The sequence below is a fragment of the Acinetobacter sp. ACIN00229 genome (genome assembly GCF_016106645.1).
GTDB lineage: Bacteria > Pseudomonadota > Gammaproteobacteria > Pseudomonadales > Moraxellaceae > Acinetobacter > Acinetobacter oleivorans.
This window is the reverse complement of the sequence record NZ_JADWOM010000002.1, coordinates 61,689-87,972: the sequence shown is the minus strand read 5'-3', so window position 1 is coordinate 87,972 and position 26,284 is coordinate 61,689. Positions and strand designations below refer to the sequence as shown.

Annotated in this window: 23 protein-coding genes; 14 read left to right on the top strand and 9 right to left on the bottom strand. The window is 38.6% G+C overall.

What is annotated here, in order from left to right; all coding sequences use genetic code 11:
• Positions 1-51: 51 nt before the first annotated feature.
• Positions 52-831, bottom strand: coding sequence for a ferredoxin--NADP reductase (locus I7H67_RS01860; RefSeq protein WP_005307052.1), 780 nt, complete (start codon positions 829-831; stop codon positions 52-54).
• Positions 832-932: 101 nt separating this feature from the next.
• On the opposite strand from I7H67_RS01860, the gene tsaA reads away from it, so the two are divergent.
• Positions 933-1,655, top strand: a complete 723-nt coding sequence (tsaA, locus tag I7H67_RS01855) for a tRNA (N6-threonylcarbamoyladenosine(37)-N6)-methyltransferase TrmO (protein WP_198306935.1) — start codon at positions 933-935, stop codon at positions 1,653-1,655.
• 18 nt (positions 1,656-1,673) lie between these two features.
• Here the strand turns inward: tsaA and I7H67_RS01850 are convergent, their stop codons facing one another.
• The gene (locus I7H67_RS01850) at positions 1,674-2,945 is read right to left on the bottom strand and encodes an MgtC/SapB family protein (protein ID WP_198306934.1); all 1,272 of its coding nucleotides are present in this window, start codon (positions 2,943-2,945) and stop codon (positions 1,674-1,676) included.
• 289 nt (positions 2,946-3,234) lie between these two features.
• On the opposite strand from I7H67_RS01850, the gene I7H67_RS01845 reads away from it, so the two are divergent.
• The 4 genes from I7H67_RS01845 (at position 3,235) to I7H67_RS01830 (ending at position 7,534) form a co-directional block, all read left to right on the top strand.
• Complete coding sequence (locus tag I7H67_RS01845) at positions 3,235-4,992, top strand: GspE/PulE family protein (protein ID WP_198306933.1); 1,758 nt, start codon at positions 3,235-3,237, stop codon at positions 4,990-4,992.
• 75 nt (positions 4,993-5,067) lie between these two features.
• Positions 5,068-5,427: a NirD/YgiW/YdeI family stress tolerance protein gene (locus I7H67_RS01840; RefSeq protein ID WP_005307042.1), complete on the top strand. Its 360-nt coding sequence runs from the start codon at positions 5,068-5,070 to the stop codon at positions 5,425-5,427.
• Between the two features lie 107 nt (positions 5,428-5,534).
• Entirely contained in the window at positions 5,535-6,197 is a 663-nt protein-coding gene (locus I7H67_RS01835; protein WP_005307039.1) for a response regulator transcription factor, read from the top strand.
• Positions 6,194-7,534: a sensor histidine kinase gene (locus tag I7H67_RS01830; protein ID WP_198306932.1), complete on the top strand. Its 1,341-nt coding sequence runs from the start codon at positions 6,194-6,196 to the stop codon at positions 7,532-7,534. The genes I7H67_RS01835 and I7H67_RS01830 overlap by 4 nt, the downstream gene beginning before the upstream one ends.
• Positions 7,535-7,606: 72 nt before the next feature.
• Here the strand turns inward: I7H67_RS01830 and hemP are convergent, their stop codons facing one another.
• A complete protein-coding gene (hemP, locus tag I7H67_RS01825; RefSeq protein ID WP_004643472.1) occupies positions 7,607-7,777 on the bottom strand; it encodes a hemin uptake protein HemP in 171 nt (56 codons plus the stop codon).
• Positions 7,778-7,913: 136 nt separating this feature from the next.
• Here hemP and I7H67_RS01820 point away from each other — a divergent pair, with 136 nt between their 5' ends.
• Positions 7,914-8,816, top strand: coding sequence for an NUDIX domain-containing protein (locus I7H67_RS01820; protein WP_198306931.1), 903 nt, complete (start codon positions 7,914-7,916; stop codon positions 8,814-8,816).
• 22 nt (positions 8,817-8,838) lie between these two features.
• Here the strand turns inward: I7H67_RS01820 and I7H67_RS01815 are convergent, their stop codons facing one another.
• Both I7H67_RS01815 and mrcB read right to left on the bottom strand, forming a co-directional pair.
• Positions 8,839-9,387, bottom strand: coding sequence for a tetratricopeptide repeat protein (locus I7H67_RS01815; protein WP_005307034.1), 549 nt, complete (start codon positions 9,385-9,387; stop codon positions 8,839-8,841).
• A gap of 21 nt (positions 9,388-9,408) precedes the next feature.
• On the bottom strand, positions 9,409-11,805 hold the full coding sequence (gene mrcB / locus I7H67_RS01810) for a penicillin-binding protein 1B (RefSeq protein WP_198306930.1): 2,397 nt from the start codon (positions 11,803-11,805) through the stop codon (positions 9,409-9,411).
• Between the two features lie 185 nt (positions 11,806-11,990).
• On the opposite strand from mrcB, the gene I7H67_RS01805 reads away from it, so the two are divergent.
• Both I7H67_RS01805 and I7H67_RS01800 read left to right on the top strand, forming a co-directional pair.
• Positions 11,991-12,899, top strand: coding sequence for an NAD(+) kinase (locus I7H67_RS01805; protein ID WP_004791221.1), 909 nt, complete (start codon positions 11,991-11,993; stop codon positions 12,897-12,899).
• Positions 12,896-13,168 carry a YeaC family protein gene (locus I7H67_RS01800; RefSeq protein ID WP_004791223.1) on the top strand — a complete coding sequence of 91 codons (273 nt, stop codon included), beginning with the start codon at positions 12,896-12,898 and terminating at the stop codon, positions 13,166-13,168. The genes I7H67_RS01805 and I7H67_RS01800 overlap by 4 nt, the downstream gene beginning before the upstream one ends.
• Positions 13,169-13,366: 198 nt before the next feature.
• On the opposite strand, the gene I7H67_RS01795 is transcribed toward I7H67_RS01800, so the two are convergent.
• Positions 13,367-14,383 carry a glycosyl transferase family protein gene (locus I7H67_RS01795; protein ID WP_198306929.1) on the bottom strand — a complete coding sequence of 339 codons (1,017 nt, stop codon included), beginning with the start codon at positions 14,381-14,383 and terminating at the stop codon, positions 13,367-13,369.
• A 505-nt stretch (positions 14,384-14,888) separates the two neighbouring features.
• Here I7H67_RS01795 and I7H67_RS01790 point away from each other — a divergent pair.
• Together I7H67_RS01790 and I7H67_RS01785 are read left to right on the top strand one after the other, a co-directional pair.
• Positions 14,889-16,247, top strand: a complete 1,359-nt coding sequence (locus I7H67_RS01790) for a dicarboxylate/amino acid:cation symporter (RefSeq protein WP_005307027.1) — start codon at positions 14,889-14,891, stop codon at positions 16,245-16,247.
• Between the two features lie 163 nt (positions 16,248-16,410).
• On the top strand, positions 16,411-17,556 hold the full coding sequence (locus I7H67_RS01785) for an acyl-CoA dehydrogenase family protein (protein ID WP_198306928.1): 1,146 nt from the start codon (positions 16,411-16,413) through the stop codon (positions 17,554-17,556).
• A 50-nt stretch (positions 17,557-17,606) separates the two neighbouring features.
• Here I7H67_RS01785 and I7H67_RS01780 read toward each other — a convergent pair whose 3' ends face one another.
• Together I7H67_RS01780 and I7H67_RS01775 are read right to left on the bottom strand one after the other, a co-directional pair.
• A complete protein-coding gene (locus tag I7H67_RS01780) occupies positions 17,607-18,233 on the bottom strand; it encodes a hypothetical protein (RefSeq protein ID WP_198306927.1) in 627 nt (208 codons plus the stop codon).
• A 108-nt stretch (positions 18,234-18,341) separates the two neighbouring features.
• Positions 18,342-19,286 (bottom strand): alpha/beta hydrolase, encoded by a 945-nt coding sequence (locus tag I7H67_RS01775; protein WP_198306926.1) that lies wholly within the window; start codon positions 19,284-19,286, stop codon positions 18,342-18,344.
• Positions 19,287-19,470: 184 nt separating this feature from the next.
• Between I7H67_RS01775 and pheA the strand changes: the two genes are divergently transcribed.
• From pheA to I7H67_RS01755, 4 genes are all read left to right on the top strand, one after another.
• Positions 19,471-20,580: a prephenate dehydratase gene (gene pheA / locus I7H67_RS01770; RefSeq protein WP_003650703.1), complete on the top strand. Its 1,110-nt coding sequence runs from the start codon at positions 19,471-19,473 to the stop codon at positions 20,578-20,580.
• A 107-nt stretch (positions 20,581-20,687) separates the two neighbouring features.
• Positions 20,688-22,934 (top strand): bifunctional prephenate dehydrogenase/3-phosphoshikimate 1-carboxyvinyltransferase, encoded by a 2,247-nt coding sequence (locus tag I7H67_RS01765; RefSeq protein WP_198306925.1) that lies wholly within the window; start codon positions 20,688-20,690, stop codon positions 22,932-22,934.
• 127 nt (positions 22,935-23,061) lie between these two features.
• The gene (locus I7H67_RS01760; RefSeq protein ID WP_005068294.1) at positions 23,062-23,445 is read left to right on the top strand and encodes a hypothetical protein; all 384 of its coding nucleotides are present in this window, start codon (positions 23,062-23,064) and stop codon (positions 23,443-23,445) included.
• Between the two features lie 169 nt (positions 23,446-23,614).
• Complete coding sequence (locus I7H67_RS01755) at positions 23,615-25,075, top strand: aminoacyl-histidine dipeptidase (protein ID WP_198306924.1); 1,461 nt, start codon at positions 23,615-23,617, stop codon at positions 25,073-25,075.
• Between the two features lie 107 nt (positions 25,076-25,182).
• Here the strand turns inward: I7H67_RS01755 and I7H67_RS01750 are convergent, their stop codons facing one another.
• Positions 25,183-26,139, bottom strand: a complete 957-nt coding sequence (locus I7H67_RS01750) for a ribonuclease Z (RefSeq protein WP_198306923.1) — start codon at positions 26,137-26,139, stop codon at positions 25,183-25,185.
• Positions 26,140-26,284: the final 145 nt, after the last annotated feature.

Sequence of the window (26,284 nt, the reverse complement as noted above, 5' to 3'; positions counted from 1 at the left end):
ACAGATATAAAAAACCGAGGACTTTGCCTCGGTTTTTTAATTAGAAAAATCTTATTTTTCTACGAACGCACGTTCAATCACGTAGTCGCCCATTTCACCCATACGAGGTGATTCAACTAAACCGTGTTGGTCAAGTAACGCAGCAACGTCTTTTAAGAATGCAGGGCTACCGCAAAGCATTGCGCGGTCAGTTTCACGGTTAAAACGTGGTAAACCGATTTTTTCAAACAAAGCACCAGTTTCAATTGCAGTTGTTACACGGCCTTGAGTGTGGAAAGGTTCACGAGTTACTGTAGGGTAGTAAACAAGTTTGTCTTTAATACCTAACTCTTCAAAGAATTCATTTTTTGGAAGTTCATCCAAAATTAAATCTTGGTAAGCCAATTCAGAAATGTAGCGTGTACCATGAACAACAATTACTTTTTCAAAACGTTCGTAAGTTTCTGGGTCACGAATAATTGATAAGAATGGTGCAAGGCCAGTACCAGAAGATAATAGGTACAAGTTTTTACCCGGTAAAAGGTCATCATGAACCAAAGTACCTGTCGGTTTTTTAGAAATTAAGATTTCATCGCCAACTTGTACTTTTTGCAAAATTGAAGTTAAAGGACCATCTTGTACTTTAATTGAGAAAAATTCTAACTCTTCTTCGTAGTTTGCACTTGCAATCGAATACGCACGCATTAACGGTTTGCCATTCACTTCTAGTCCGATCATTACGAACTGACCATTTTTAAAACGTAAGCTAGTATCGCGTGTAGTTTTAAAACTGAAAAGTGTGTCATTCCAGTGGTGAACATGAGTAATGCGTTCGACGTTAAAAGCAGCCATTAAAGGTCTCGATCACGATTAAAAGAAAACAGATAGCTATTCTAATCTAATTTCATTCCCGATAAACTGAATATATTTAATTGTGTTTATAAGAAAAAGTGATGAACAATTCTGTCACCTTCCCCATAATTGGCCACATGTGTTCCCCATATCGTGAAAAATTTGGCATTCCACGCCAGCCTAATTTGGTAAATATTGAGTCTTATATTGATATGGTAGAACCTTATAATGACTTATTGGCATTTGAGGGAATTGAGCAGTTCAGTCATCTCTGGCTAGTTTGGCAGTTTCATGACAACAAAAATCAGGGGAGTGCCGATAAATTCCGTCCACAGGTTCGTCCACCACGTTTAGGTGGTAATGAGAAAATTGGGGTGTTTGCTACACGTAGCATGTATCGACCATCTCCAATCGGGCTTTCAGTTGTAAAACTGAATAAAGTGGAAAAAGTCGGTAAGTCTGTTCGAATCTATATCACAGGAAGTGATTTATTAAATGGCACTCCAATTTTAGATATCAAACCTTATATTCAATATTCTGATGCAATTATTGATTCAGAAAGTGGTTATGCACATGCAGAACCTGAACGTAAGTCAGTCGTTTGGTCAGAAGCTGCGTTAACAGCGCAAAAATATTTTCTGCAAAATAATGAAATGAATTCACAGTACATTGATGAGCTTGAGCAAGTTTTAGCTTTAGATCCTCGGCCTGCCTATCAAGAAGATGCTGAACGAATCTATAAAATGAAATTTTCAGACTTTGATATTCATTTTAAAGTCGATCAATTTGTAGTTACGGTCATTGATGTGGTGAAGACTTCTTAACTTGCACAGTAGAAATCTTTAAAACCAATGGATGTTGAGCCAAAGTAAACTAATAAATATAGCCATATGAATGAGTTGGGCGGGAACGAAAGCAAGGGCATAGCGTAGCCCGCCCGAAATTGCAGAGTTTACACTTTTGGCAAGCGCATGAACTGCAAAGCCTCCTAAAAATGCAATTAATAAAGGCGTCATATGGGTGCTATCAGGTTCACCTTGCACAATGACTGCCGCAATAGCTGCATGTATTTCAAATAAAGATGCGAGCAGAGTACCTGCGATTAACCCAGCATCGCCTAAAGAGATACTTAAGCCATAAACACCTGCCTGAATGAGGGTGAGTGTGCCTGCAATAATAATGGCCTCTTTTAAGCTGAACATTCTTGAGTCGAGTTCAGGCGAAGTTGTACTGGGCTCTGCTTTACGCAATAAAATGAAAGCCCAGATTGCTAAAACTGCTAATGCAATAACTGTAGGAAATATAATCAGCTTAAACCAAGCAAAGCTAATCCCAATCACAATAATTAAAGTTTGAATGAGTGTTGAAACACATGACATTAATGCAGCGCCTGCATTTGTAGTTGCATTGGCTCTGCCAGAGCGTACTTCTAAACCTAAACTGGCAATGGTCGCTGTACTGGAAACAAATCCCGAAGCTAAAGAAGACAGTAATAAAGCGTTTTTAGATGAGAGTAACCGTTTCGCAATATGGGCGAGTGCTTGTACAAATAAGATCAAAGTGAGTAATTTTAAAATCACATGCGGATTTAAAACTGGGCCCCAAAAGGGTTTATTGGGTACTAAAGGCAGTGCTATTAACAGCAAGGCAAGTAGAAAAATACCATCACGCAATTCCGATTCAGTAATCCACTGACTGGCAATGCCATGCATAGACTGCTTTGCCAATAAAATAATGGTCATGATTACGGCGAGTCCAGCGGCCAATGATATATTCCAAATGCAAAGTGCCCCGATAAAGTAAGTCATAATAAAGGCTAGTTCGGTGGTCACACCGGGGTCATTGGGCTGATTTTTGAGAGATACAATACTAATAGCCCCAATGAGAAGGGCACCTACAATTCCAATTTCAGTGCCGAATAAAAAACAGATGGCGCCTAATAGTGAACTAATTGCAAAAGAACGAAATCCGGCAAAAGTTTTGTATTCATGTTTAAGCTTACTTCGTTCACGTTCTAAACCAATTAATAAGCCACAACCGAGCGCCGCAGCAATAACGGTAATGAATTCTTCAAATGAAGTTGTTTGTAATGACATTGTCATTGGAAGCTCCATGTTACTTCCTCTTTGGTTTATTGTTATAAGTAGATTTGAATCGTTTTAAAAATCATATATTCACGTTCAGTTTATGCTTTTTATTATAGTGAGCATAGTATCTTTTTCAGACAAAGCCACAAACACAGTATTTTTATAAATATGAACTATGACGCAAAAAAATATTAAGTTGAGAATTGGTTTAATTATTTGAAGTTAAAGAATATTTAAAATTTAGTTTTAGCAAATTTGTGGTGAGCTAAATCAAAAATATCTCTGCTATATTATAAAAATATATTGGGGATAACGCATGAATACACATGTACAAATAGATACGTATTGGTGTCTAGAACAACTATTACAAGAAGGCCGGATTACAGAACGAGATAAATTACTGGTACAGTCAAGCCACCGCCAAAAAGACCAATTAAAGTGGCACCCATTACAGTGGATTGCACATTTTAATTTAAAAGATCAGCAGCACACACACGCTCATTTAAGTTTAAACCGCTTGTGTTTATGGTTTGCAGATCGGGTTCAGCTCCCTTTATTTGTGATTGATCCTTTAAAGGCAGATGTTAGTGCTTTAACGCAGGTAATGTCACAAGAGTTTGCTATTCGCAATCATATTTTAGCTGTTGAAATTCATGTCGATCGAATTGTGATTGGAACAGATCAACCATTTCAGACAGATTGGCTAAACAATTTAGAGCGGAGTCTGGCGCCTAAAAAAATTGAACGAGTATTACTTAACCCTGAACAGTTGCAACGCTATTTGCGCGAATATTATCAGGTCAGTCGTGCGGTAAATTCCGCTCAAAAAGATGCAGCTCATGAACGTGACACTAAAAATGTTGAAGCGCTTTTGCAGCTTGGCGATAGTCAGAACCCAGATGCGAATGATCAGCATATTGTGAAATTGGTTGACTGGATTTTACAATTTGCATTTGAGCAGAGTGCCAGTGATATTCACATGGAACCGCGTAAAGACAATGGTAAAGTCAGGTTTCGTATTGATGGTGTGTTGCACACCATTTATAACATGCCATCAAATACGCTGACTGCCGTAATTTCCCGAATTAAAATTTTAGGGCGTTTAAATGTAGCGGAAAAACGTAAACCGCAAGATGGTCGATTAAAAACACGGACACCTAAAGGTCAAGAAACTGAACTCCGTTTATCAACCTTACCAACAGCGTTTGGTGAGAAACTGGTCATGCGTATTTTTGATCCCGATGTGTTGGTACGTTCTTTTCATCAGCTTGGTTTTGAAGAGAGTTTATTACAACAGTGGCAGCAATTAACAAAAAATAGCCATGGGATTATTTTGGTTACTGGCCCCACAGGTTCAGGTAAAACCACAACGCTATATTCTTCGTTAAAGCAGCTTGCAACTGATCAGGTCAATGTCTGTACCATTGAAGATCCGATTGAAATGCTAGAGCCTAGTTTTAACCAAATGCAGGTCAATAACGCAATTGAATTAGGTTTTGCAGATGGTGTTCGTGCACTTATGCGACAAGATCCAGATATTATTATGATTGGGGAAATTCGCGATCAAGATACAGCAAATATGGCCATTCAGGCGGCACTTACAGGTCATTTGGTATTATCAACTTTACACACCAATGATGCGCCGTCCAGTTTGACTCGCTTGCATGATTTAGGTGTGCAGCCATTTTTAACAGCAGCAACTATTTTAGGTGTATTGGCTCAGCGTTTAGTGCGACAACTTTGTCCACACTGCAAACAGCAAACTCATATTAATGAGGATGAATGGCAACATTTAACATTCGACTACATTATGGACATGCCAGAAAAAGTTTATCAGGCAGTAGGGTGTGAACAATGTCGTCATACAGGCTATAAAGGGCGAGTCGGTATTTATGAGTTTATGCCAGTCAGTCTTGAGCTTAAGCATCTTATTAGTAGCCATATGAACTTAAATGATTTGAGAACGCAAACTAAAAAAGAAGGTATAGAACCCCTAAGAATTGCAGGTGCTCATAAAGTGATTGATGGTCTTACAACATTAGAAGAGGTATTGCGGGTTGTGCCATTAAATTAACTTTTTCTTAAGATTCACCTCATCTATGCCTGTTGTACTTACGCTATTCCAAGATGTGGTTAAAAAGGTGATCTTATGAAAATGCTTAAAGCGATACTAATGACTACGGGTCTAACAGTTACTGGTGTAGCTATGGCAAATACGCCTGTGAATCAGGCCGCAATTGCTCCAGCAACTCTGACAACTGTTAAGCACGCATTAACGGCAAAAGATAATACACCAGTCAAATTACATGGGCAGGTTGTAAAATCTTTAGGCGATGAAAAATATCAATTTCGTGACAAGACAGGTAGCATTACAGTTGATGTAGATGATGAGCTTTGGCAGGGGCGTCCTATTTCAGCAAATACAAATGTCACTCTAATTGGTGAAGTAGACATCGACTATAAACCTTTAAAACGTGTAGAAATTGAGGTGGATCAAGTTCAGTTCTAATTCATTGTTCTCTGAATCTACTACTTTTAGCCGCATTTAAATGATGCGGCTTTGCTTTTTTTATAAAGGCTTGGCAAGATTAAAACAGCATACAACAGGAAAAATAGATGAGAATTTTGCTTGCAGAAGATGATCGCTCTCAAGCTGAAAGTATTCAATCATGGTTAGAGTTAGATGGTTATCAGGTCGATTGGGTGGAAAGAGGTGATTATGCCCTTACGGCAATTGAGCAACATGACTATGACTGTATTTTACTTGATCGGGGACTGCCGCAATTAGCGGGTGAGAAAGTTCTAACAACGATCCGTTATAAACAAAAAAATGTTCCTGTTATTTTTATTACCGCACGTGACAGCATTCATGATCGCGTAGAAGGACTAGATTTAGGCGCAAATGATTATTTGGTTAAGCCTTTTAGTTTAGAAGAGCTCTCTGCTCGAATTCGCGCTCAATTGCGTAAACAAACTTTAAGTCAACAATCGATTTTAACGTGGGGTGATTTGCAACTTGATACACAAGCGAAAGTTGTATTAAGCGCTGGCAAGTCTATTGATTTAACGGCAAAAGAATTTCAAATATTGCGTAAGCTGATGGTTCATCCTGAACATATTATTACCCGTGATCAATTAGAAGAAGCACTCTATGCATGGGGTGAGGAAATTGAAAGTAACGCCATCGAAGTATTTATTTATCAGCTTCGAAAAAAAATCGGAAGTAGCTGCATTAAAACCATACGGGGACTAGGTTATCGTATGGGAGATTTAAAATGAAATCGAATCGCTCATCCTTGCAGTCACAACTGGTTAAAACCACAATGTGGAGTAGTGTGGTGGTGGGCTTGGTGGCTTTAAGCTTACTTACCATATTTTCTGTTTATCACAACATGTCAGTGCAAGACGAAATCATGGATGAAATTTCAGATACTTTGCTGGTTTCTGACCTTTCTAAACATTCTATGAAACAGTTTGATCAGCTCAGTGATGAATTTGATATTCAGTATGAGTTATTAAGCTCTGGGCAATTACTTACTCATTCTCATAGTTATCAACATGAACTTTTTGAACAAGGAAAGTTATCTGAAGGTTTTTCATATTTTTGGTTTGATGGTCAATTATGGCGTAGTCTGGCTGCACAACAAGAAGACTCTCAACTAGAAGTTGAAGTCTTTCAGCCAATGAGTACACGTATTGAAGAAGTACTCAAAGCACTTGCAGGCTATAGCGGTCTTATGGTGTTGTTCTGGTTGCTGCAATGGGTCATTGTAAGTTGGCGTACCGAGCAACAATTGGCTGCGCTAAATTTACTTTCTATACGTATTGCCCAAAAAACAGCTTCAAATTTAGAACCAATTCAAGACCCAGATGTCATTACCGAAATTCAGCCTGTGATTGATGCTTTAAACCAATTACTTGCAAGATTGCAAAGAGCATTAGTGGCTGAGCAGCGTTTTACAGCAGATGCTTCCCATGAACTACGTTCTCCATTATCTGCCATACAAATGCGCCTTCAAGTTTTACAGCGTAAATATCAACATGTTCCAGAACTTCATCAGGACTTTGAGCGGATACAAGAAGACGTTTCAAGAAGTACAAAAGTACTTGAAAACTTACTGCTTCTGGCTCGCCTAGAACCCAATGAAGCAGAGCAGCCACAACTTCCTAAAACAGTTATCGATTTAAATTATTTATTGGCTAGAGTCATTGAAACTGTAACTTTAGATGCGCATGCTAAACAGATGTTGATAGAGACAAATACCTTATCGACAGAAACTAAAACCTTTGCGAATGAAGAATTACTGTTTATTGCTTTTAGAAATTTATTTGATAATGCCATTCGTTATAGTCCAAATTTAGGTTCTATTCATGTTGAGATTAGTCAGGACGAACAGCAAATTAAGGTCGCTATAGAAGATACAGGAAATGGTGTAGATGATGAGGTATTGCAACGCTTAGGACAGCGTTTTTTTCGAGTATTAGGTACTCAGCAGCAAGGTTCAGGATTGGGAATTTCAATTACACGAAAAATTATTGAATTGCACAATGGTGAATTGCGTTTTATGCATGCTGAACAGGGTGGTTTGAGGGTAGAGGTTAATCTTCCATTATAAAAAATAGCATGGTTACCCATGCTATCCATTTTTTGTTTTCCCACGAATATTATTGAAACGCGAGTGTATTTTTTATTTAGTTAAAATTAGGCGATTATTGCGAGTGAGGCGTAAACGATATTCCTCGCCAGCATGCATAATGCGGATTTCACGGCCTAATGCAAAGAGGTTGTTAGAATGTAACATTGGTAAGGCATGAGCTGTTTCATTGTTACGAGTAAATAAGCTAAAAGGTGCGTTCATTTGTTGTGCTCCGTGGTATGTTCTTGAACGATTTAAATGATAATCATTATCGAATAGATCTGTCAATGAGATTTTCAAGATTTTATAAAATGATAAAATTTGCTTACACTTGAGAAAAGTTTTAGAGAGTAAAAAAATGCCCAAACCAATCGTCGATGTCGCTATAGCAATCTTGATCCATCGTGGAAAAATACTAGTTGGATGGCGCGAAGAGCAGCAGCATCAAGGTGGAAAGCATGAGTTTCCGGGCGGGAAAGTTGAGCAAGGTGAAACACCCGAAGAAGCCTGTCGCCGTGAAATCTATGAAGAAGTGGGTATTGGTTTAAAAGATTGGCATCAATTTGATTATATTCATCATGAATATGACGACATTATTGTCAATTTACATTTATTCCATAGTTATGTGCCTGATGAACTATTAAATCTTATTCATCAACCATGGGCATGGTACACACGTGAACAATTACTTCACTTGAACTTTCCAAAAGCCAATAAAGACATCATAAAAAGATTGTATTGGCCGCATTTTATTAAAATTAGCCCTACGCTGACACCAGTCGAAAATGATGACACTTTAGTGTATTTACGTAGTGAAAAAGATAGTTTTGATCAGGCAGATCTAGAAAAGTTAGCTCTTTTAGATACCGATCAGCTTTCAAAATTAATCGTGAATGTCGATGCTTGGCACAAGCTAAAACCTGATTTAAAAACTCATATAAAAACAGTGCATCTTAAGCAATCCCAATTAATGAGTTTGCATAAAGGCGACTTGGAAGTGGGAGTGCGTTTTATTGCTGCTTGCCACGATGCAGTTTCTTTACAGCATGCTCAGCAAATTGGCTGTGATGCTGTTTTTGTAAGTCCTGTCAAAGTAACAGAGACCCATCCATATGCGAGCGCATTAGGGTGGGATCGTTTAACTGACTTGATTGAGAAATGCCAGATTCCCGTATTCGCTTTGGGAGGCATGAGTCCTGATGATTTAGCCACAGCACAACAACATGGTGCGTATGGCTTGGCGGGTATCCGTAATTTTTAATAAAACACAAAAGCGTTAAAAGTTAGAGGGCTTTTAATGCTTGTTGCGCTTCTTGAACAGTTTTTGGATTATTACGTTGTTGCCCAGCTTTTAAAATAGTTAGCCAAAGCTGTTTTTTCATTGCTTGGCTCTGAGCAAAGCTTAAACCACGTCGTGCTAAAGACTCAGCATTAGAATATTGCTGTTTATGATTTGCAGTAAGTGCAAGAAATAAATAGGTCTCAGCTGCTTGAGGTGCTAAACGCTGTGCCTGAAGTGCATAGCGTTCAGCCTCTGACCATTGCTGGTTTTTATAAGCCTGCTGTGTTTTTTGCATTAAGACTTTAAATGCAGGTAACTGGCTGCCATCATCACTAAAATGTTGAGGCTTTTTCTGTTGAGGAACGATCACCTGTAAATTTTTGCGTTGAATTTCCGGATGATCATAAGGTGTAATTTTTACACCCGATGGAGTTTCCGTCTTTTTGACTGGAGGAGTAGGTGTTTTCTCTTTGGAGTCAGAATGATCAGGCAAAGTTGTACAGCCGACCATAAGAACAGCACCAATATAAAAAACACCTTTCTTCAACATATCCTAATTTCCTGTTTACGCTTAGTTGTTATAACTACCACTTGAAATTACACGTGAGTTATTTGACAGATCTTGTTGCATCTGATTTTCACTTTCACGAATATAACTGTCGGTATTATCATCCTGAGAGTCAGGCGTTGTGTTATCACTTTGTGGCGTATATGTTGGATCAACTTGATAATAAGGTGCTCCACATGACGTAGCACGGTGCGGAACCGTATGTGTTAGCATCGGAATATACATAGCGCCATCACAAGCCTGAGCAGATAAATCACCTGTTGCACGATCAATCCACTGCCACTGTACAGTGTCTGGTTGACGTATATTCACAGGAGTTTGACGTAACTGTTTCATCACGTTAGTCCATACTGGCAATGCACCAGATGAACCAGTTAAGCCTGTTACTTTGTTGTCATCTAAACCTAACCATACTACAGCGACATGGTTACCCGAATAACCTGCAAACCATGAGTCACGTGTATCGTTAGTCGTACCTGATTTACCCGCCAACTTTAAAGCTGGAGATAAGCTACTATAGGCTGAACGCCCAGTACCCGAAGACATGACCTGTTGTAAACCATAGTTCATGATATAGCCAACTGCTGGATCAATCGTTTGTTGAACATTCAGGCCATAACGGTCAAGTAAACGGCCATTCGCATCTACCACAGATCGAATTGCACGAGTTGGATATTTAAAACCGCCTGTAGCGAAGTTTTCATAGATTCCGAGTACTTCCATTGGTGACATATTGACTGCCCCAAGGAAAATAGAAGGGTAGGCAGGAATCGTTGATTCAACACCAAACTTTCTTAGATTATTGGTAAATGTTGATAAACCAAACTCTTGACCCAAACGTACAGCAGAAAGGTTATATGAGTTTGCTAATGCTTCACTCAGACTTACTACACCATGTCCACCACCACTATAGTTTTTAGGTGTCCAGCTTTTACCGCCGTCTACAGGAACACTGATTGGAGTATCTTCAATTTGGCTTGCCCAGTTATAACGTCCAGATTCAATCGCACTCAAATAAATTACAGGTTTCAATAAAGAACCGACTTGGCGTTTTGCATCTAAAGCACGGTTAAAACCAGTAAAGTCTTGTGTAGAGCCAACTGCTGCAACGAGTTCACCATTTTCAGGATGAGCAATTAGTACAGCACCTTGTAGGTTTTTCAAACGTGCTGGGTTGCTGTTTGCTAAGCGATCTACTGAAGCTTTAAACGCATTTTGAACTTGAGTTTGAGTAATTGGGTCTAAGGTCGTAAAAATACGTAAGCCCTGATTGGTTAAATCACTTTCTTGATATTCTGTACGCAACTGACGACGCACAATATCTAAAAAGTCTGGGAATTTTGCAGGTCCTAAACTTGGTTTACTTAATACATTTAAAGGACGTGCAATTTCATCTTCATATTCGGCTTGAGTTAAATAACCCATCACACGCATGTTGTTTAATACGGTATCGCGGCGTTTTTTTGCACCTTCAGGGTTTTTCCAAGGATTATATAAAGAAGGGCCTTGTACCAAACCTACTAAATAAGCTTGTTGGGCAACGCTAAGTTCACGTAATGGTAAACCAAAATAAAATTGTGAAGCCAAACCATAGCCATTAATTGAGTAGCTACCATTTTGGCCAAGATTCACTTCATTTAAATAGGCTTCTAAAATTTCATCTTTGCTGTAATGCAGCTCGATGAGCAAAGCCATTAAAGCCTCATTAACTTTACGTTTTAATGTACGCTCAGGTGTGAGATAGAAGTTTTTAACTAATTGTTGAGTCAGGGTTGAGCCACCTTGACGCTTTCCACCCGTGATATTACTCACTAGTGCACGAGCCGTACCGCGAATTGAAATACCATGATGATGATAAAAATTGCGGTCTTCTGTAGAAATTAAAGCTTCAATAAGTGGTTTAGGGACATTATTCAGTTTAATGAGTACACGGTCTTCATTGTGTTGAGGATAAATTCCTCCAATGAGTAACGGTTCTAAGCGTGCAACGCCAGTTGAAGAAGGTTTGGTACTTCGAACTTCAACAACTTGATCATTTGCAAAACTTAACTCTAAGACTTGTTCAGGTTCAACACTGTCACCGTAGTCAAAGCCACGTGTGTGAATATACATGTTGCTGCCTTGAGCAACATAACTTCCAGACTTGTCATAATTACTTGAAGTTTTGTAACCCAGTAGCTTCAATTCTTGAGTGAAATTTGCTTGGGAAATAGGCGCGTTGTTATAAATTTCCAGAGGACGTGCAAACACTTTGGCAGGAATATCCCACCGTTGTCCTTCAAATTTTTCACGGATAATATTATCTAAACGAATCAGATAGATACTAAGAGCAATAAAAGCACCAATGACCAAAATGGAAAAGATTAGTGCAAAGAAACCGATACCACGTTCAAACTTCATAAAAATGAGATAAAACCCTAACAATGCCTGTAATGATGCGATAGCTTGTCATCAATTTGCAATGATAAAACTGTGAATAATTGGAAAACTTAGATTGAATTTTACAGCATCTTGTAGTTATGTTTTTTTAAATTAATCAGGTTAATGTTATTATAGGCAAGTATCGCAGCGGAGCTTACTCATTCGTGCAAATTTCACATAAGTCCTTCAGAAACGTCGGGTTAATCGGTCGACCAGATAAATCATCAGTTGTAGAAACACTATGTTTAATTCATGATCATTTATTGAACCTAGGTTTAAACCCCATTTTTGATCAGGAAACTGCTGAATTAGTCCCTTATGATCATGCACAGGTAGTAAGTCGTCATTTATTAGGTGAAGTTGCTGATTTAGTTATTGTAGTTGGCGGGGACGGTTCTTTACTCCATGCAGCAAGAGCTTTGGTTCGTTACAATACACCTGTTATTGGTATCAACCGTGGGAGATTAGGTTTTTTAACCGATATCAAACCGTCAGAAGCGATTTTTAAACTTGACCAAGTGCTTCAAGGGCATTTTCAACTTGATCGCCGTTTCTTACTTGAAATGGAAGTGCGAACAAATGGCGAAGTCATTTATGATGCCATTGCTTTAAATGATGTCGTTTTGCATTCGGGTAAGTCGGTCCACATGATTGACTTTGAACTCAACATTGATGGCCAATATGTTTATCGCCAGCATAGTGATGGTTTAATTGTTTCGACTCCAACTGGATCAACGGCTTATGCGTTGTCAGGTGGTGGACCAATTTTACATCCAAGTATGGATGCGATTGCATTAGTTCCAATGCATCCTCACACATTGTCATCACGTCCCATCGTAGTCGGTGGACAAAGCGAAATTAAGATTGTTATTCGCGAAAATCGGGTGTTACCAATGGTGAGTGCAGATGGCCAACATAGCATATCGCTCAATGTTGGAGATAGTTTACACATCCGTAAACATCCATTTAAATTAAGTTTATTGCATCCACCAGGTTATGATTTTTATATGGCCTGCCGTACCAAACTTGGTTGGAACCAAGATTTTGAATCTTTCCAAAGAGATGAATCATGAATATTGAACAAATGCTATCTATTTTAAACCCTGAGATTGTAGAGCGTTTAAAAACAGCAGTAGAAATTGGTAAATGGCCAAATGGCGTTGTTTTAACAAAAGAGCAGCGTGAAACTTGTATGCAAGCTGTAATTGCTTGGGAGTTAAAGAACTTACCAGAAGAGCAGCGTAGTGGTTATATTGACCGCGGTACGAAAGAAGAAGGTGAGGTTTGTGAAGATGATCACCACAAACATGAGCCAGAATTTAAACCAATTCGTTTTGTTTAAAACCGCATTTTAGAATAAAAGAATAAATCGTATTAGCATTTGCTATCGCGTCGGCGACAAGGATGTCGCCTGTTGAGCAACAGTACAAGAACGTACTGTTTGCTCAACGAAAGATTTTTGTTACTTTTCATCTTTGAAAAGTAAGTATTGCCTATACGCAACAATATCGAAGAGACATAGCGTATAAGGCTGTATGAACTAAATTTTATCTTTTAGCCCTGAATTTCTTGTTTCCCATAATACTTTTGCTTTTTGCATTGCCTCATCAAAACTAGCAACAACTCCCATGGTATATAGCGCAATTCCCATTGTTTCTGTTACTGCCATTTCACCGTATTCATGGTGCTGCTGACCAAGCCATACTGCTTTGAAAGTTGCTAAATCTAATTCTTCTTCGGTTGGACTACGTTCAGGCGTGAGTTTTGGTAACTCGTGTTCATAAAGCTCACCATTTTTAATACCACAAATGAGTGTTTTAGCATCTGGATTTCGCTCAAATTCACCGCCTTCACCTTTAATGACAGCACTATTTTGATAGCCTAAGCGCAGTGCACTATGTTGATGAGAGGTTCTATAAGCGGGATGGAAGATAGCTTGTAAGGTGGCTTTAGCATTAAAAGGATTAATTAAACGGGCTAAAGTATGAATAGGTGAGCGTAATCCCATTACATTTCTTAAAGAAATTAGTTCACTTAAAACCGGTGAAATCACATCTAGTGGTAAGTAGGCAAAATTTTGCTCTGCTAGTTGTGTTCGTACTTCTTGTTCAGAATGACAAATTTGATAACCCAGATATTCTAAAACTTGCTCGGTATAGACGCGGTTAAGCGTGTGGCCTGATGCACCATGCATAACAATCTTATAACCATGTTGGGCAAGCGTAAGAGCTGCTAACAAAAACCATGGGTAATGTTTACGTTTACCCGCATAAGATGACCAGTCTAAATCAACGTCTAAAGGTTGAAAATTGAGTTGATCTCTAGTGGCTTGAACAAATCCCGCGAGTTCATCAATAGATTCTTCTTTAACACGAAGTAGCATTAAAAAAGCACCTAACTGAACATCAAGCACTTCACCTTTTAAAATCATGCTAAATGCTTGATAAGCTTCTTCATAGCTTAAAGAGCGTGAACCACTTTTTCCCTTACCTAAAATACGGACATATTGAGCGAATGGGTGTTCAGCATCTTTATAGATATTACGTTTAGTATTCATCGTAGTTCAAAAACAATAAAAATGATGGGATGTAGGCAGCTCAAAATGAAATGTCCACAAGTATTTAATCAATATGACATAAAAAACTGTCGAAAAAATATCAAAAGTGTTTCTTATACTAAAGTCTTAAGGCTGCATGAGTGTTTTTTGCGCGTATTAGCTAAAAATTTAACCGAATCATTATTTAATTCGAGTACACTTTCTCGTGCTTTTTTGAGCACTCATATCATAATTTTCTGTGATTCTCCTATATCTTCAGCTTTTTATTGAAAAAGTAAGAGGTTATTTCTAACTACTCAAAGTGGTTAGAAACTTCAGGTATTCTCCTGTTTTAGAAAACAACTTTTTTTGTTTTCATTGAGGTAGTAGGAAGGTTTTTTGTTTACAAAGAACCGTTTCCCTTTTGCGGTGTTCATGTGAAAGGTTAGGGCTGTGTATTCGTAAAGAATAGACGTTTCATTTTGGTATTTCCAACGGACTTGGAAATATAGATTGAAGTAAAGTTATGGCTAAAAAACCGATTTATAAATCACTTTATTTTCAGGTGATTATTGCGATTATTGCGGGTGTTTTGGTAGGGCATTTTTCCCCAAGCTCAACGCAAATTGTCAATGGTGTTGAACAGCATATCCCAGGTTTAGGTGAGAAACTCAAGCCATTAGGTGATGCCTTTATTCGTTTGATCAAGATGATCATCGCTCCAGTTATTTTCTGTACCGTGGTCAGCGGTATTGCTGGCATGGAAAGCATGAAGTCAGTCGGAAAAACTGGCGGCGTCGCGTTGTTATACTTTGAAGTTGTTTCAACAATTGCACTTCTGATTGGCCTTGTTGTAATTAACATTGCTAAACCGGGTGTAGGGATGAATATTGACCCTACAACTCTAGACACCTCGGGCATTCAAAAATACGTCAGTTCTGGTGAGTCACAATCTACCATTGATTTCTTAATGCACATCATTCCAGATACGGTTGTTGGCGCATTTGCAAATGGTGAAATCTTACAAGTCCTTCTTTTTGCAATTCTCTTTGGTTTTGCTTTACATAAGTTAGGTGATGCAGGACGTCCAGTTTTAAAATTTATTGATCAAGTTGCACATGTGTTCTTTAACATTGTGAACATGATTATGAAACTGGCTCCGATTGGTGCATTCGGTGCAATGGCATTCACCATTGGTAAATATGGCGTTGGTTCACTTGTACAATTAGGGCAATTAATTCTCTGCTTCTATGTTACGTGTCTACTCTTTATCTTCTTGATTTTGGGTACAATCAGCCGTATGAGTGGATTCAGTATCCTCAAAATGATTCGCATGATTCGTGAAGAGTTATTAATTGTACTTGGTACATCTTCTTCTGAATCTGTTTTACCTCGCATGTTGCGTAAACTCGAAATTGCAGGTTGTGAAAAGTCTGTAGTCGGTTTGGTTATTCCAACAGGTTATTCATTTAACCTAGATGGAACGTCAATTTATTTGACTATGGCAGCAATCTTTATTGCTCAGGCAACGAATACTCAGCTTGATATTCAACATCAGATTACTTTGTTATTAGTACTCTTAATCTCATCTAAGGGTGCGGCGGGTGTAACTGGATCTGGCTTTATTGTTATGGCGGCAACTTTGTCTGCTGTTGGACATATTCCGGTTGCAGGTTTGGCATTGATTTTAGGTATTGACCGTTTCATGTCAGAAGCACGTGCTTTAACTAACCTTGTTGGTAACTCTTTAGCGACAATTGTTGTTGCGAAATGGGTTGGTGCTTTAGATAAAGATAAGCTTAATGATGCTTTAAATAATCCAGATGAAGTCGACAGAAAAATGATGGAACCAAAAAGTCCTCAAGTCGCTGAAGGTCTAGATTAATTCAAATAAACCTATATAAAAAAGGAAGCTAAAGCTTCCTTTTTTATTGGCTGACTGAAAAGTACAGTTTTAATGAGCAGCTATGCCATGACAGTTGCTAAAAAAATGATTAGCATGCACAGCAATGAGATTCGATAAAACAATAAAGCTGAAGGAAAATATTATGTTGGCATACGATGCAGATTTAGAATTATTCCGTGATAATTTTAAACGTTTTATGAGTGAGCATATTGCGCCTCACTACGACCAATGGGAACGCGAAGGAATCATGCCTCGTTCAGTTTGGAATCAACTGGGTGAAAATGGCTATTTATGTGTAGATGTTCCAGAAGAGTATGGTGGTTATGGGGTTCCAACTTACTATTCATTAATGTTAGTTGAAGAATCTGCACGTGCTGGTTTTTGTGCATTATCAACAGCTATTTCTTGCCACTCTGAAATTGCTGCACCGTATATTTTACATATCGGGACAGAAGAGCAAAAACAATATTGGTTACCGAAAATGGTAACAGGTGAAGTTGTTGGTGCAATTGGTATGACTGAACCTGGAGCAGGTTCGGATTTACAATCAATGCGTACCAGCGCCATCTTGCAAGACGAGCACTATTTATTAAATGGTTCAAAAACATTTATTTCAAATGGACAGCATGCTGATCTTGTTGTGCTTGCAGTAAAAACTGATCCCCAAGCCCGTGCGAAAGGTGTGTCATTATTATTGGCAGATACACATCTGGAAGGCTTTAAAAAAGGCACAAATCTCGACAAAATCGGCCTGCATTCTCAAGACACATCTGAGCTGTTTTTTGACAATGTGAAAGTACCTAAAAACCAATTACTTGGTCAAGCTGGGCAAGGTTTTGCTTATTTAATGCAAGAGTTACCGCGTGAACGTACTGCAATTGCATCTACTGCAATTGGGGCAATTCGCGGTGCGATTGATTTGGCAACAGCTTATGTAAAAGAGCGCCAAGCATTTGGTCAACCCATTTCACAATTCCAAAATACACGTTTTGTTTTAGCACAAGCAAAAATTGATGAGCTTGCTACAGCAGCTTTTTATGAAAGAAACGTTGCCTTATATCAAGAAGGCAAATTAGATGTAGAAACAGCTGCGGCATTGAAAAGTTTCAGTAGTGATATGCAAATGAAGGTCGCAGATAACTTACTCCAACTTTTTGGTGGTTATGGTTATATGACTGAATATCCAATTTCACGTTTCTTTGTAGATGCCCGTATCCAACGTATTTACGGTGGTACAAATGAAATTATGAAAGAAATCGTAGCGCGTGGATTAATTGGCAAAGCCTAATTAAGCAGAGAAAAAACAGCCTGTCTTAGAACAGGCTGTTTTGTTTTTAACTATTTAGTCTTCTGTTGAATGACAGGATAGTTTTGTTGTTTCGGTAATTGCTGTAATGCATGATTCATCTTTCTTAAAAACTCATCTGCTTCATCTTGATGAAATGAATCTTCGGTGTATTCACTACGTTCTTGAAAGACGACACCACAACCAGTTATTTTCATATTTTCAGGATTAAATGACCAGTCATTTGGATTCTTTAAGTTAATGTTTAAATCACTTTCACAGCTTTTCCATAAACGTAAAAAATCATTTGATAATTCTGCTTTAAATCCTCGTGCTGGATAGACCGAGAAGCCTTTCATTTCGGGATTAGAAAACTGTATAAACATGTCTACTGGCATACCGCCCCAAATGATTGCTGTATTTTCTGGTAAAGCAATGCCTGATAAATTTTTCTCTTTTAAAGCATGTGTTTGCTCAAATTTCTGCCTGAAATTTTGCGACTGATAGGTGAGCTTGGTTTGGGGTAGGATTGGAATACCACGAACTTGATTACTGACAGTTGTCATATAGTACGGAGAATTATCAGTACCATTGCATCCTGCGATTAAGGGGCAACCGCCACAAGCCGTTAAACTAAAACTTGTAAGACCCAGTAAGCCTAAAACAATAATTTTATTCATTCTATTTTACTGTTGTTATGACATATGGGGTCAGTATAACCAATCTATGCTTTAAGAGGTCTATCTTTAAGAACAACGAAATAATCATCTTTAAATGTAATTATGTTTTTACTTGGCTGGCTGCTGTGATGGCCCATCAAATAAAGATTTACAGCTTTCTAGGTCTTTGCACGAAGCAAACATAAGTGCTTTAGGTAGACTTGCATACAAATTTGTAATGTGTTGTTCAGCTGGGTTATAAAAATGCCAATAACTAAATTGATCTGAACGTTTATTTTCCAGAGCTTTAAAGAAATCTGTTTCGTTAAATTTATTATCAAATTGAGTACGAGGCCCGCCTTGTTCATGTGTACCGACTGTGGTCAAAAGCATTGGAGAATTACTTTGTTTTTGACTTTGCCAATGATTTAACTGTTGAAATAACATGCCTTGATCAAACCAAAGAGAAGGGCTTGCAGCAAAGTAACGCTGAAACGCATCTGGCTTTTGAAAAAAATGATAAAGAACCAACAAGCCACCAAAAGAATGTCCATATAGACTCTGTTGTTGACTATTAACTGGAAACTGTTTTGCAATTGGAGGCTTGAGTTCGCTATTTAAAAAAGCAATAAACTGATCAGCACCCCCATATTTATATTTACCATGTGCTTGAAATTCAGCAGAAGGTTTTGGTGTGTAATCATAAGCGCGTTTTTGCACATCAAAAGTTTTTTGCTGCGGGTAACCAACCGCGACGATCATGAGTGGGTCTAGGCCTAATTTTGCTGAACCTGCACCAATAGATTGGGCAATATTGGCAGCACTTGGGAATGTTGCATTGCCATCTAATATATAAAGTACTGGATAACCATGTTGGGGTGGGGCAACGGGTGGTTTATAGATTTGAATAAGGTAATCATGGCCTGTATTTTTAGATTTAATTTGAAATTGGGCCTGATTATTTTGAAAAACGATTTTTGGTTGATTTTGTGTGGAAGTTTGAGCCAATACAGAGCCACTTATTAATGGGCTTAAAAGGAAACAGCAAGGTAAAAAGAAAAATGATTTATGCATAATGAGGAATAATAAAATTTACTACACAAATGATAAATGAAAATCATTATCAAATAAAGTAATTCAAGGAATGTACGCAAAAAGGTTAATGAAAAAAGCTCTTACAGCCATATTGCCTAACAAATCAAAGCAGACTATTGTTATACTCTCGTTTAAAAGATGATTTTACTGAGGCTGCATTCTAATGATCAACGATGATCAAAACAAAACGACTTCTCTTAGTTTAGAACAAATTCGCGAAGATATTGATAGCGTGGATCAACAGATTCAAGAATTATTAAATCGACGCGCAAGCCTTGCTGAAGCTGTTGCGAAAGCTAAATTTGCTTCCGAAGAGAATCCTTTGTTTTATCGTCCTGAACGTGAAGCGCAGGTCTTACGTAAAGTTATGGAGCGTAACCAAGGTCCTTTGTCTGATGTAACCATGGCACGTTTGTTCCGTGAAATTATGTCTGCTTGCCTTGCTTTAGAAGCGCCGCAAAGTATTGCATTTTTAGGGCCAGAAGGTACTTTTACTCAATCTGCTGTGCTTAAGCATTTTGGTAAAGATGCGGTTGTACGCCCGCTTCCAACGATTGATGAAGTCTTCCGTGAAGTGGAAGCAGGTAGTGCACATTACGGTGTAGTTCCAGTTGAGAACTCATCTGAAGGTGTTGTAAACCATACTTTAGATTGCTTTAAAACATCGAATTTAAATGTGATTGGTGAAGTTGAATTACGTATTCATCATCAATTTCTTGTTTCTGAAAATACACGTAAAGACAGTATCAAGCAGATTTATGCTCATCAGCAAACTTTGGCTCAATGTCGCCAGTGGTTAGACGCGCATTATCCTGGTGTTGAACGTGTTGCTTTAAACTCAAATGCTGAAGCTGCCCGCCGTATTCGCAACGAATGGCATTCAGCAGCGATTGCATCTGATATTGCAGCAGGCATGTATAACCTTGAAATCTTACATAGCAATATTGAAGATAATCCGGAAAATACAACTCGTTTCTTAGTGATTGGCCGTGAAAAAATTCCACAAAGCGGCAACGATAAAACATCGTTATTGATTTCAGCACATGACCGTGCGGGTGCTTTATTAGAAATTTTAGCGCCATTTGCAAAACATAATATTAGCTTAACAAGTATTGAAACTCGTCCAGCATTACCTGAAAAGTGGGCATATGTATTCTTTATCGATTTAGAAGGTCATATCGAACAAGAGAATGTTGCTGCTGCGATTAATGATATTCGCCCAATGGTAAAAGAGATTCGTATTTTAGGTTCTTATCCTGCCGCTGTTCTGTAATCATTTATGTTGGAATAATGACATGTATAAAGATAAGCATGTCATTATGCTTAAAAACAAATTGTTCAATGGTTTAAATATCTTTGAGCAAAAGCAAAGTTGAAGTTATGTCACAACCCCTATTTAAAAAAGTTGCATTTATTGGTTTAGGACTCATCGGGTCGAGTTTAGCTCGTGTTATTGTTGCAGAAAAGTTGGCCACAACTGTTGTTGCCTCTACACGCTCACAGAAAACTTTAGAAGATGCAAAATCACTTGGCTTAATACAAGAAGGATTTTCTGATCCTGTTGAAGCCGTGAAAGGGGCAGATTTAGTCGTTTTAGCCTTACCAGTGCGCGCTACGCAAAAAGTGCTTGAGCAAATTAAACCTTATTTGTCAGAAACCACGATTGTAACTGATGTGGGAAGTACAAAAGGTAATGTCGTTGATGCAGCAAAAGCTGTATTTGGTGAAAATTTACCAGCAGGTTTTGTACCGGGACACCCTATTGCAGGTAGTGAACACACGGGTGTTCATGCAGGTAAGGTTGATCTATTTGCAAATCACAAAGTAATTTTAACGCCGTTACCGACAAGTGCAGAATGGGCTGTTGATAAACTGATTCAACTTTGGTCAGCTGCTAAAGCTGAAGTCATTTGTATGGATGTTGCTAAGCATGATGAAGTGCTGGCACATACGAGTCATCTACCACATTTAATGGCATTTAATCTGGTCGAGCAACTTGCAAACCGTGAAGATAATCTTGATATTTTCCGTTATGCAGCAGGTGGTTTCCGTGACTTTTCAAGGATTGCGGCTAGTGATCCTCAAATGTGGCATGACATTTTCTTTGCCAATAAAACAGCGATATTAAATGCTGTAGATGGCTTCGAAAAGCAACTTACCGTACTTAGAAAATTGATTGAAAACGAAGATTCTCATGCATTAATGGGTTTACTCGGCCATGCTCAGGCAGCACGTCAGCATTTCAATCATATGTTAGCCAAAAAACCTTTAATGGAGAAAAATAAGGTGACACAGCAATTCAGTATCTTACCGGGAAATAAGGCTTTTAAAGGTAAATTTACCGTACCGGGTGACAAATCTGTGTCACATCGCTCCATTATGTTTGGTGCTATTGCCGAAGGCACTACGCATGTAACAGGCTTCCTCGAAGGTGAAGATGCTTTAGCAACTTTGCAAGCTTTTCGTGACATGGGCGTAAGCATTGAAGGCCCAAAGAATGGGGAAGTGACCATTCATGGCGTAGGCATGCATGGTTTAAAAGCACCTGCAAGTGCATTGTATATGGGTAACTCTGGTACAAGCATGCGTTTGCTTTCAGGTATGCTATCAGCGCAAAAGTTTGATTCAGTGATGACGGGTGATGCGTCACTTTCTAAACGTCCAATGGAGCGTATTGCTAAACCATTACGTTTAATGGGTGCACAAATTCAGACTACCGGTGAGAAAGGTACACCACCTGTCAGCATTACGGGTAGCCAGCAATTAAAAGGCATTCAATACGATTTACCTATGGCATCTGCTCAAGTGAAGTCGGGTATTTTACTTGCTGGTTTGTGGGCTGAAGGTGAAACTTCAGTCACTGAACCAGAACCAACTCGTGACCACACAGAGCGCATGCTTCGTGCATTTGGTTATGATGTTAAAACCGAAGGCAACAAGATTTCTCTTGTTGGTGGCGGTAAATTAGTAGGTACTGATATTCAAGTACCATCTGATATTTCATCTGCTGCTTTCTTTATGGTGGGTGCTGCAATTACTGAGGGTTCCGATGTTGTTCTGGAAGCTGTAGGTATTAACCCAACACGTACTGGCGTAATCGAAATTTTAAAACAGATGGATGCTGATCTAACTGTTGAAAATGAACGTATTGCTGGTGGCGAACCTATTGCGGATATTCATATTAAAGGTTCACGCACGCTTAAAGGCATTCATATGCCAGAAGACCAAGTACCTTTAGCAATTGATGAATTCCCAGCTTTATTTATTGCAGCAGCTTGTGCCGAAGGCCAAACGGTACTAACTGGTGCGGCAGAACTTCGTGTGAAAGAATCTGACCGTATTCAGGTTATGGCAGATGGCTTAAAAATCATGGGTATTGACTGCACGCCAACTGATGATGGAATCATTATCGAAGGTAAGGGTAAGTCAGGTGATTGGTCACCAATCTTTGCTGGTGGTGAAATTGAATCACATCATGACCACCGTATTGCCATGAGTTTTAGTATGGCAGGTCTTCGTAATTCTGGTCCGATTACAATTCAGGGTACTGAAACTGTGGCGACAAGTTTCCCAACTTTCACTGAGTTGGCGAATCGTGCAGGTTTAACAATCGAAGTTAGCCAATAACTTTTGACCTAACACATTTTATAATTGCTAACACAATAGCAACGGCAGCAGCGGGCTAAAGGCTTGGCTGCTGTTTGTTTATTGCTTATGCTAAGCGCAGATAATGATAAAAGTGTTAGGACAAAGGATGAAAAAATTACAATTTATTGCCAGTTGCCCACAACATGGGGTGCTTGATCATCCACCAAATGAATGCCATATCACTCAAGAATATGTAGCGGCTTTACTGTTTAAACAATTGGGGCATTATGGTTTTGATGCACAGCACATTGTGCATGAGCATGAAAAGGTAGAAGTCAGTATCGATAATCATCTTTTACCCTTGTCGATTACTTGTCAGAAAACAGACCATGAAGGGCATTTGATGTGTGAAATCTCTGCTAATCCAGATGAAGAGCAAGACTGGTTTGAGAAAATTGAAACACAAAGCATCATTCGTCAGCTTGCACAGGCAGTTGAAAATAGTTTGAAAGCTGATCATAGCTTTTCAGCATTTGAATGGAAAAACTAAGCAGGCGACTGTTAAGACTTATTCATGAAGTACGGCTTTTTAGAAAGTCGTATTATCTCTTTAGATTAAAGATAAAAATACAAAATCTTTCCTGAAATTCCTACCTATCTTTAATGCATTGTGTATATTGAAATTATTAAGATATTTACATAATTAGAGTGTGGTTTTCATGACACAAGTCAATATTGCAGCATTATCTCCTCAAGTGGTTTGGCAGCATTTTCAAACACTTTGCACTATTCCTCGTCCCTCAAAGCATGAACAGCAGCTTCGTGAGTTTTTAAAAAACTGGGCTGAAAGTCGGAATTTAGAAACATACGTAGATGAAGTGGGGAATTTGATTATCCGTAAGAATGCGACTGCGGGTAAAGAACATGTATCTGGAGTCATTCTGCAAGGCCATTTAGATATGGTCACACAAGCCAACACTGGCACAGTACATGATTTCTTTAAAGACCCAATTCGCCCAGTTCTTGAAGATGGCTGGTTAATTGCTAAAGATACTACTTTAGGTGCTGATAATGGCATTGGGGTAGCTTTAGCCTTGGCAGTTTTAGACTCAAATGATATTGCTCATGGACCAATTGAAGTTCTTTTAACTGTTGATGAAGAAGCAGGGATGAGCGGTGCACGGCTTTTACAGGCAGGTGTGCTAAAAGGAAAATGGTTATTTAATATTGATACAGAAGAGTGGGGCGAGTTATATCTCGGATGTGCTGGCAGTATTGATGTTGAAGTAGAACAATCACTCACGTATGAACCAATTTCTGAAAATTTGACGGTTGTAAATATTCAGATTGCTGGCCTTAAAGGTGGTCACTCTGGTGTAGATATTCATTTAGGACGTGGCAATGCCAACGTTATTCTGGCCCGCTTTTTAAATGAGTATTTAGCAAAGCTTAGTGGACGACTTGTTGAGTTTACAGGTGGTACAGCTCGTAATGCTTTACCTCGAGAAGCAGTCGCAACTATTGTAATTTCGCCTAACCAATTACATGAACTAGAAAAATTACTTGCTGAATATCAAACAGCATGGAAAGAACAGCTACAAGGTATTGATGACAATCTGCAATTAAGTATTCAACCGAATAGCACTGAAGTAACCGAAGTCATTACTCATCAACAGCAAAATGAATGGTTACAAGCTTTGGCAACAAGTCCATATGGTGTTGAAAGTATGAGTCAAGCTCTACCCGATGTAGTTGAGACTTCAAATAATATTGGGGTTGTAAAACTAAATCGGGAGGGCGGAAAAGCTGTCTTAATGGTTCGCTCAATGGTGAACCAAGAAGCTCAAGACTTTGCAGAAAAAATTCAGGCACATTTTAGTCAATTTAATATTAGCTCTACACTCACGCCGTTGGTTTCGGGATGGACGCCAAACCCAGATTCAGCGGCTTTAAAGTGCTTACAGCAAGCCTATCAAAAGGCATTTAACATTGAACCAAATCTTAAAGTGATTCATGCAGGCTTGGAGTGCGGGATTATTGCTGAACATTATCCAGATTTACAGATGGTATCGTTTGGACCGGATATTCAGGGAGCACATGCCCCGGGTGAGCGAGTTAAAGTAGATACTGTAGAAAAGTGCTGGAAGTTATTGGTGACAGCTTTGGCATCTGTAGAGTAATTTTTTAGGTTTAAGAAGCTCAGTCATGAGCTTCTTGAACTTTAACCTTTACATGAAAATGATCTGGATTTAACTCGATAAATTAAAAATCACAATGAATATAACTTTTACTCTATTTTTAAAAGTTGTCCTGTTTCACTTAAAGTAAACTGATCAAAATCATTCGCTAAATAAAAATGACCTTTATAAAACTGGCGAACTTCTTCAGTAATAGCTTGCTGCCCAGTTTTATCCTGATGTCTAGGGCTAAAGTGCGTCAGAATTAAATTACCCAAAGATTGCTGTTCTGCAAATTCAGCCACCATTTTTGCTGAGCTATGCATTGGACCTTTGCCTACTTTATCCAAAACTGTTTGTAAATAAGTCGATTCATGAATGAGTAGTTGAGCATCTTTGCAAGCATTTGCTAACAATTCAGGTTGGTCATTATCACCGCCTATAATTGCATGAACTTGTTGATTTTGAATTTTAATAAAGTCTTGAGCTTTTAAAGTTTGCCCCTCAAACTCAACATCGTAGCCTCGTTTTAAATGCCCCCACATATCGCCTTTAGGTACGCCAAGCTGAGTTAAAGTTTGGATATCTAACTTCTTCTGAATAGATTTTATATAAATACTAAAAGCAAAACTTGGAACCCGATGACTTAGTGGATGTGCTTGAACAATGAATTCATCAGTGATCTGTTGCGACTGTGTTGCTTCATTCACATCAATAAATTGCAGTGAATAGGGTAAGTGTAAATCTGTAAGTTGGGCGGTGATTTCAAACCATTGTTGAATTTCTTTCGGTGCAATCACGATTAATGGTTTGCTGCGTGCATTCATGCCTGCACTTGCCAATAAACCAATTAGGCCATAACAATGGTCGCCATGAACGTGTGTAATACAAATGGCAACCAAGTTTTGTAGAGATAGTCTGGCTTGTTGAATGCGGTGCTGTGTCCCTTCACCAGCATCAACTAAAATCCAGTCCTTATTTTTACTATTACGAACTGCTAATCCTGAAACATTACGTGTCAGGGTAGGTACACCTGAAGAAGTGCCTAAAAAAGTAAAATGAAGCATATTGTTGGAATTTTTTAGTCAAATGCGTAAAGCTATTATAGACACTTATGAAAATTTTATAAGAACAATGGAGAACGATAGCGACCGAGTGAAAAAATATTTAGCCCGTTTTGGATTAAGTTGGAATAATTTTTAGAGTTACAGC

Excerpts from the sequence above, each read along its gene's own strand:
- I7H67_RS01850 (WP_198306934.1), bottom strand. The coding sequence starts at position 2,945 with ATGGAGCTTCCAATGACAATGTCATTACAAACAACTTCATTTGAAGAA.
- I7H67_RS01830 (WP_198306932.1), top strand. The coding sequence starts at position 6,194 with ATGAAATCGAATCGCTCATCCTTGCAGTCACAACTGGTTAAAACCACA.
- I7H67_RS01755 (WP_198306924.1), top strand. The coding sequence starts at position 23,615 with ATGACACAAGTCAATATTGCAGCATTATCTCCTCAAGTGGTTTGGCAG.
- I7H67_RS01775 (WP_198306926.1), bottom strand. The coding sequence starts at position 19,286 with ATGCATAAATCATTTTTCTTTTTACCTTGCTGTTTCCTTTTAAGCCCA.
- I7H67_RS01800 (WP_004791223.1), top strand. The coding sequence starts at position 12,896 with ATGAATATTGAACAAATGCTATCTATTTTAAACCCTGAGATTGTAGAG.
- I7H67_RS01765 (WP_198306925.1), top strand. The coding sequence starts at position 20,688 with ATGTCACAACCCCTATTTAAAAAAGTTGCATTTATTGGTTTAGGACTC.
- I7H67_RS01795 (WP_198306929.1), bottom strand. The coding sequence starts at position 14,383 with ATGAATACTAAACGTAATATCTATAAAGATGCTGAACACCCATTCGCT.
- I7H67_RS01785 (WP_198306928.1), top strand. The coding sequence starts at position 16,411 with ATGTTGGCATACGATGCAGATTTAGAATTATTCCGTGATAATTTTAAA.
- I7H67_RS01860 (WP_005307052.1), bottom strand. The coding sequence starts at position 831 with ATGGCTGCTTTTAACGTCGAACGCATTACTCATGTTCACCACTGGAAT.
- I7H67_RS01840 (WP_005307042.1), top strand. The coding sequence starts at position 5,068 with ATGAAAATGCTTAAAGCGATACTAATGACTACGGGTCTAACAGTTACT.
- pheA (WP_003650703.1), top strand. The coding sequence starts at position 19,471 with ATGATCAACGATGATCAAAACAAAACGACTTCTCTTAGTTTAGAACAA.
- I7H67_RS01820 (WP_198306931.1), top strand. The coding sequence starts at position 7,914 with ATGCCCAAACCAATCGTCGATGTCGCTATAGCAATCTTGATCCATCGT.
- mrcB (WP_198306930.1), bottom strand. The coding sequence starts at position 11,805 with ATGAAGTTTGAACGTGGTATCGGTTTCTTTGCACTAATCTTTTCCATT.
- I7H67_RS01780 (WP_198306927.1), bottom strand. The coding sequence starts at position 18,233 with ATGAATAAAATTATTGTTTTAGGCTTACTGGGTCTTACAAGTTTTAGT.
- I7H67_RS01845 (WP_198306933.1), top strand. The coding sequence starts at position 3,235 with ATGAATACACATGTACAAATAGATACGTATTGGTGTCTAGAACAACTA.
- I7H67_RS01760 (WP_005068294.1), top strand. The coding sequence starts at position 23,062 with ATGAAAAAATTACAATTTATTGCCAGTTGCCCACAACATGGGGTGCTT.
- I7H67_RS01750 (WP_198306923.1), bottom strand. The coding sequence starts at position 26,139 with ATGCTTCATTTTACTTTTTTAGGCACTTCTTCAGGTGTACCTACCCTG.
- hemP (WP_004643472.1), bottom strand. The coding sequence starts at position 7,777 with ATGAACGCACCTTTTAGCTTATTTACTCGTAACAATGAAACAGCTCAT.
- I7H67_RS01790 (WP_005307027.1), top strand. The coding sequence starts at position 14,889 with ATGGCTAAAAAACCGATTTATAAATCACTTTATTTTCAGGTGATTATT.
- I7H67_RS01815 (WP_005307034.1), bottom strand. The coding sequence starts at position 9,387 with ATGTTGAAGAAAGGTGTTTTTTATATTGGTGCTGTTCTTATGGTCGGC.
- I7H67_RS01835 (WP_005307039.1), top strand. The coding sequence starts at position 5,535 with ATGAGAATTTTGCTTGCAGAAGATGATCGCTCTCAAGCTGAAAGTATT.
- tsaA (WP_198306935.1), top strand. The coding sequence starts at position 933 with ATGAACAATTCTGTCACCTTCCCCATAATTGGCCACATGTGTTCCCCA.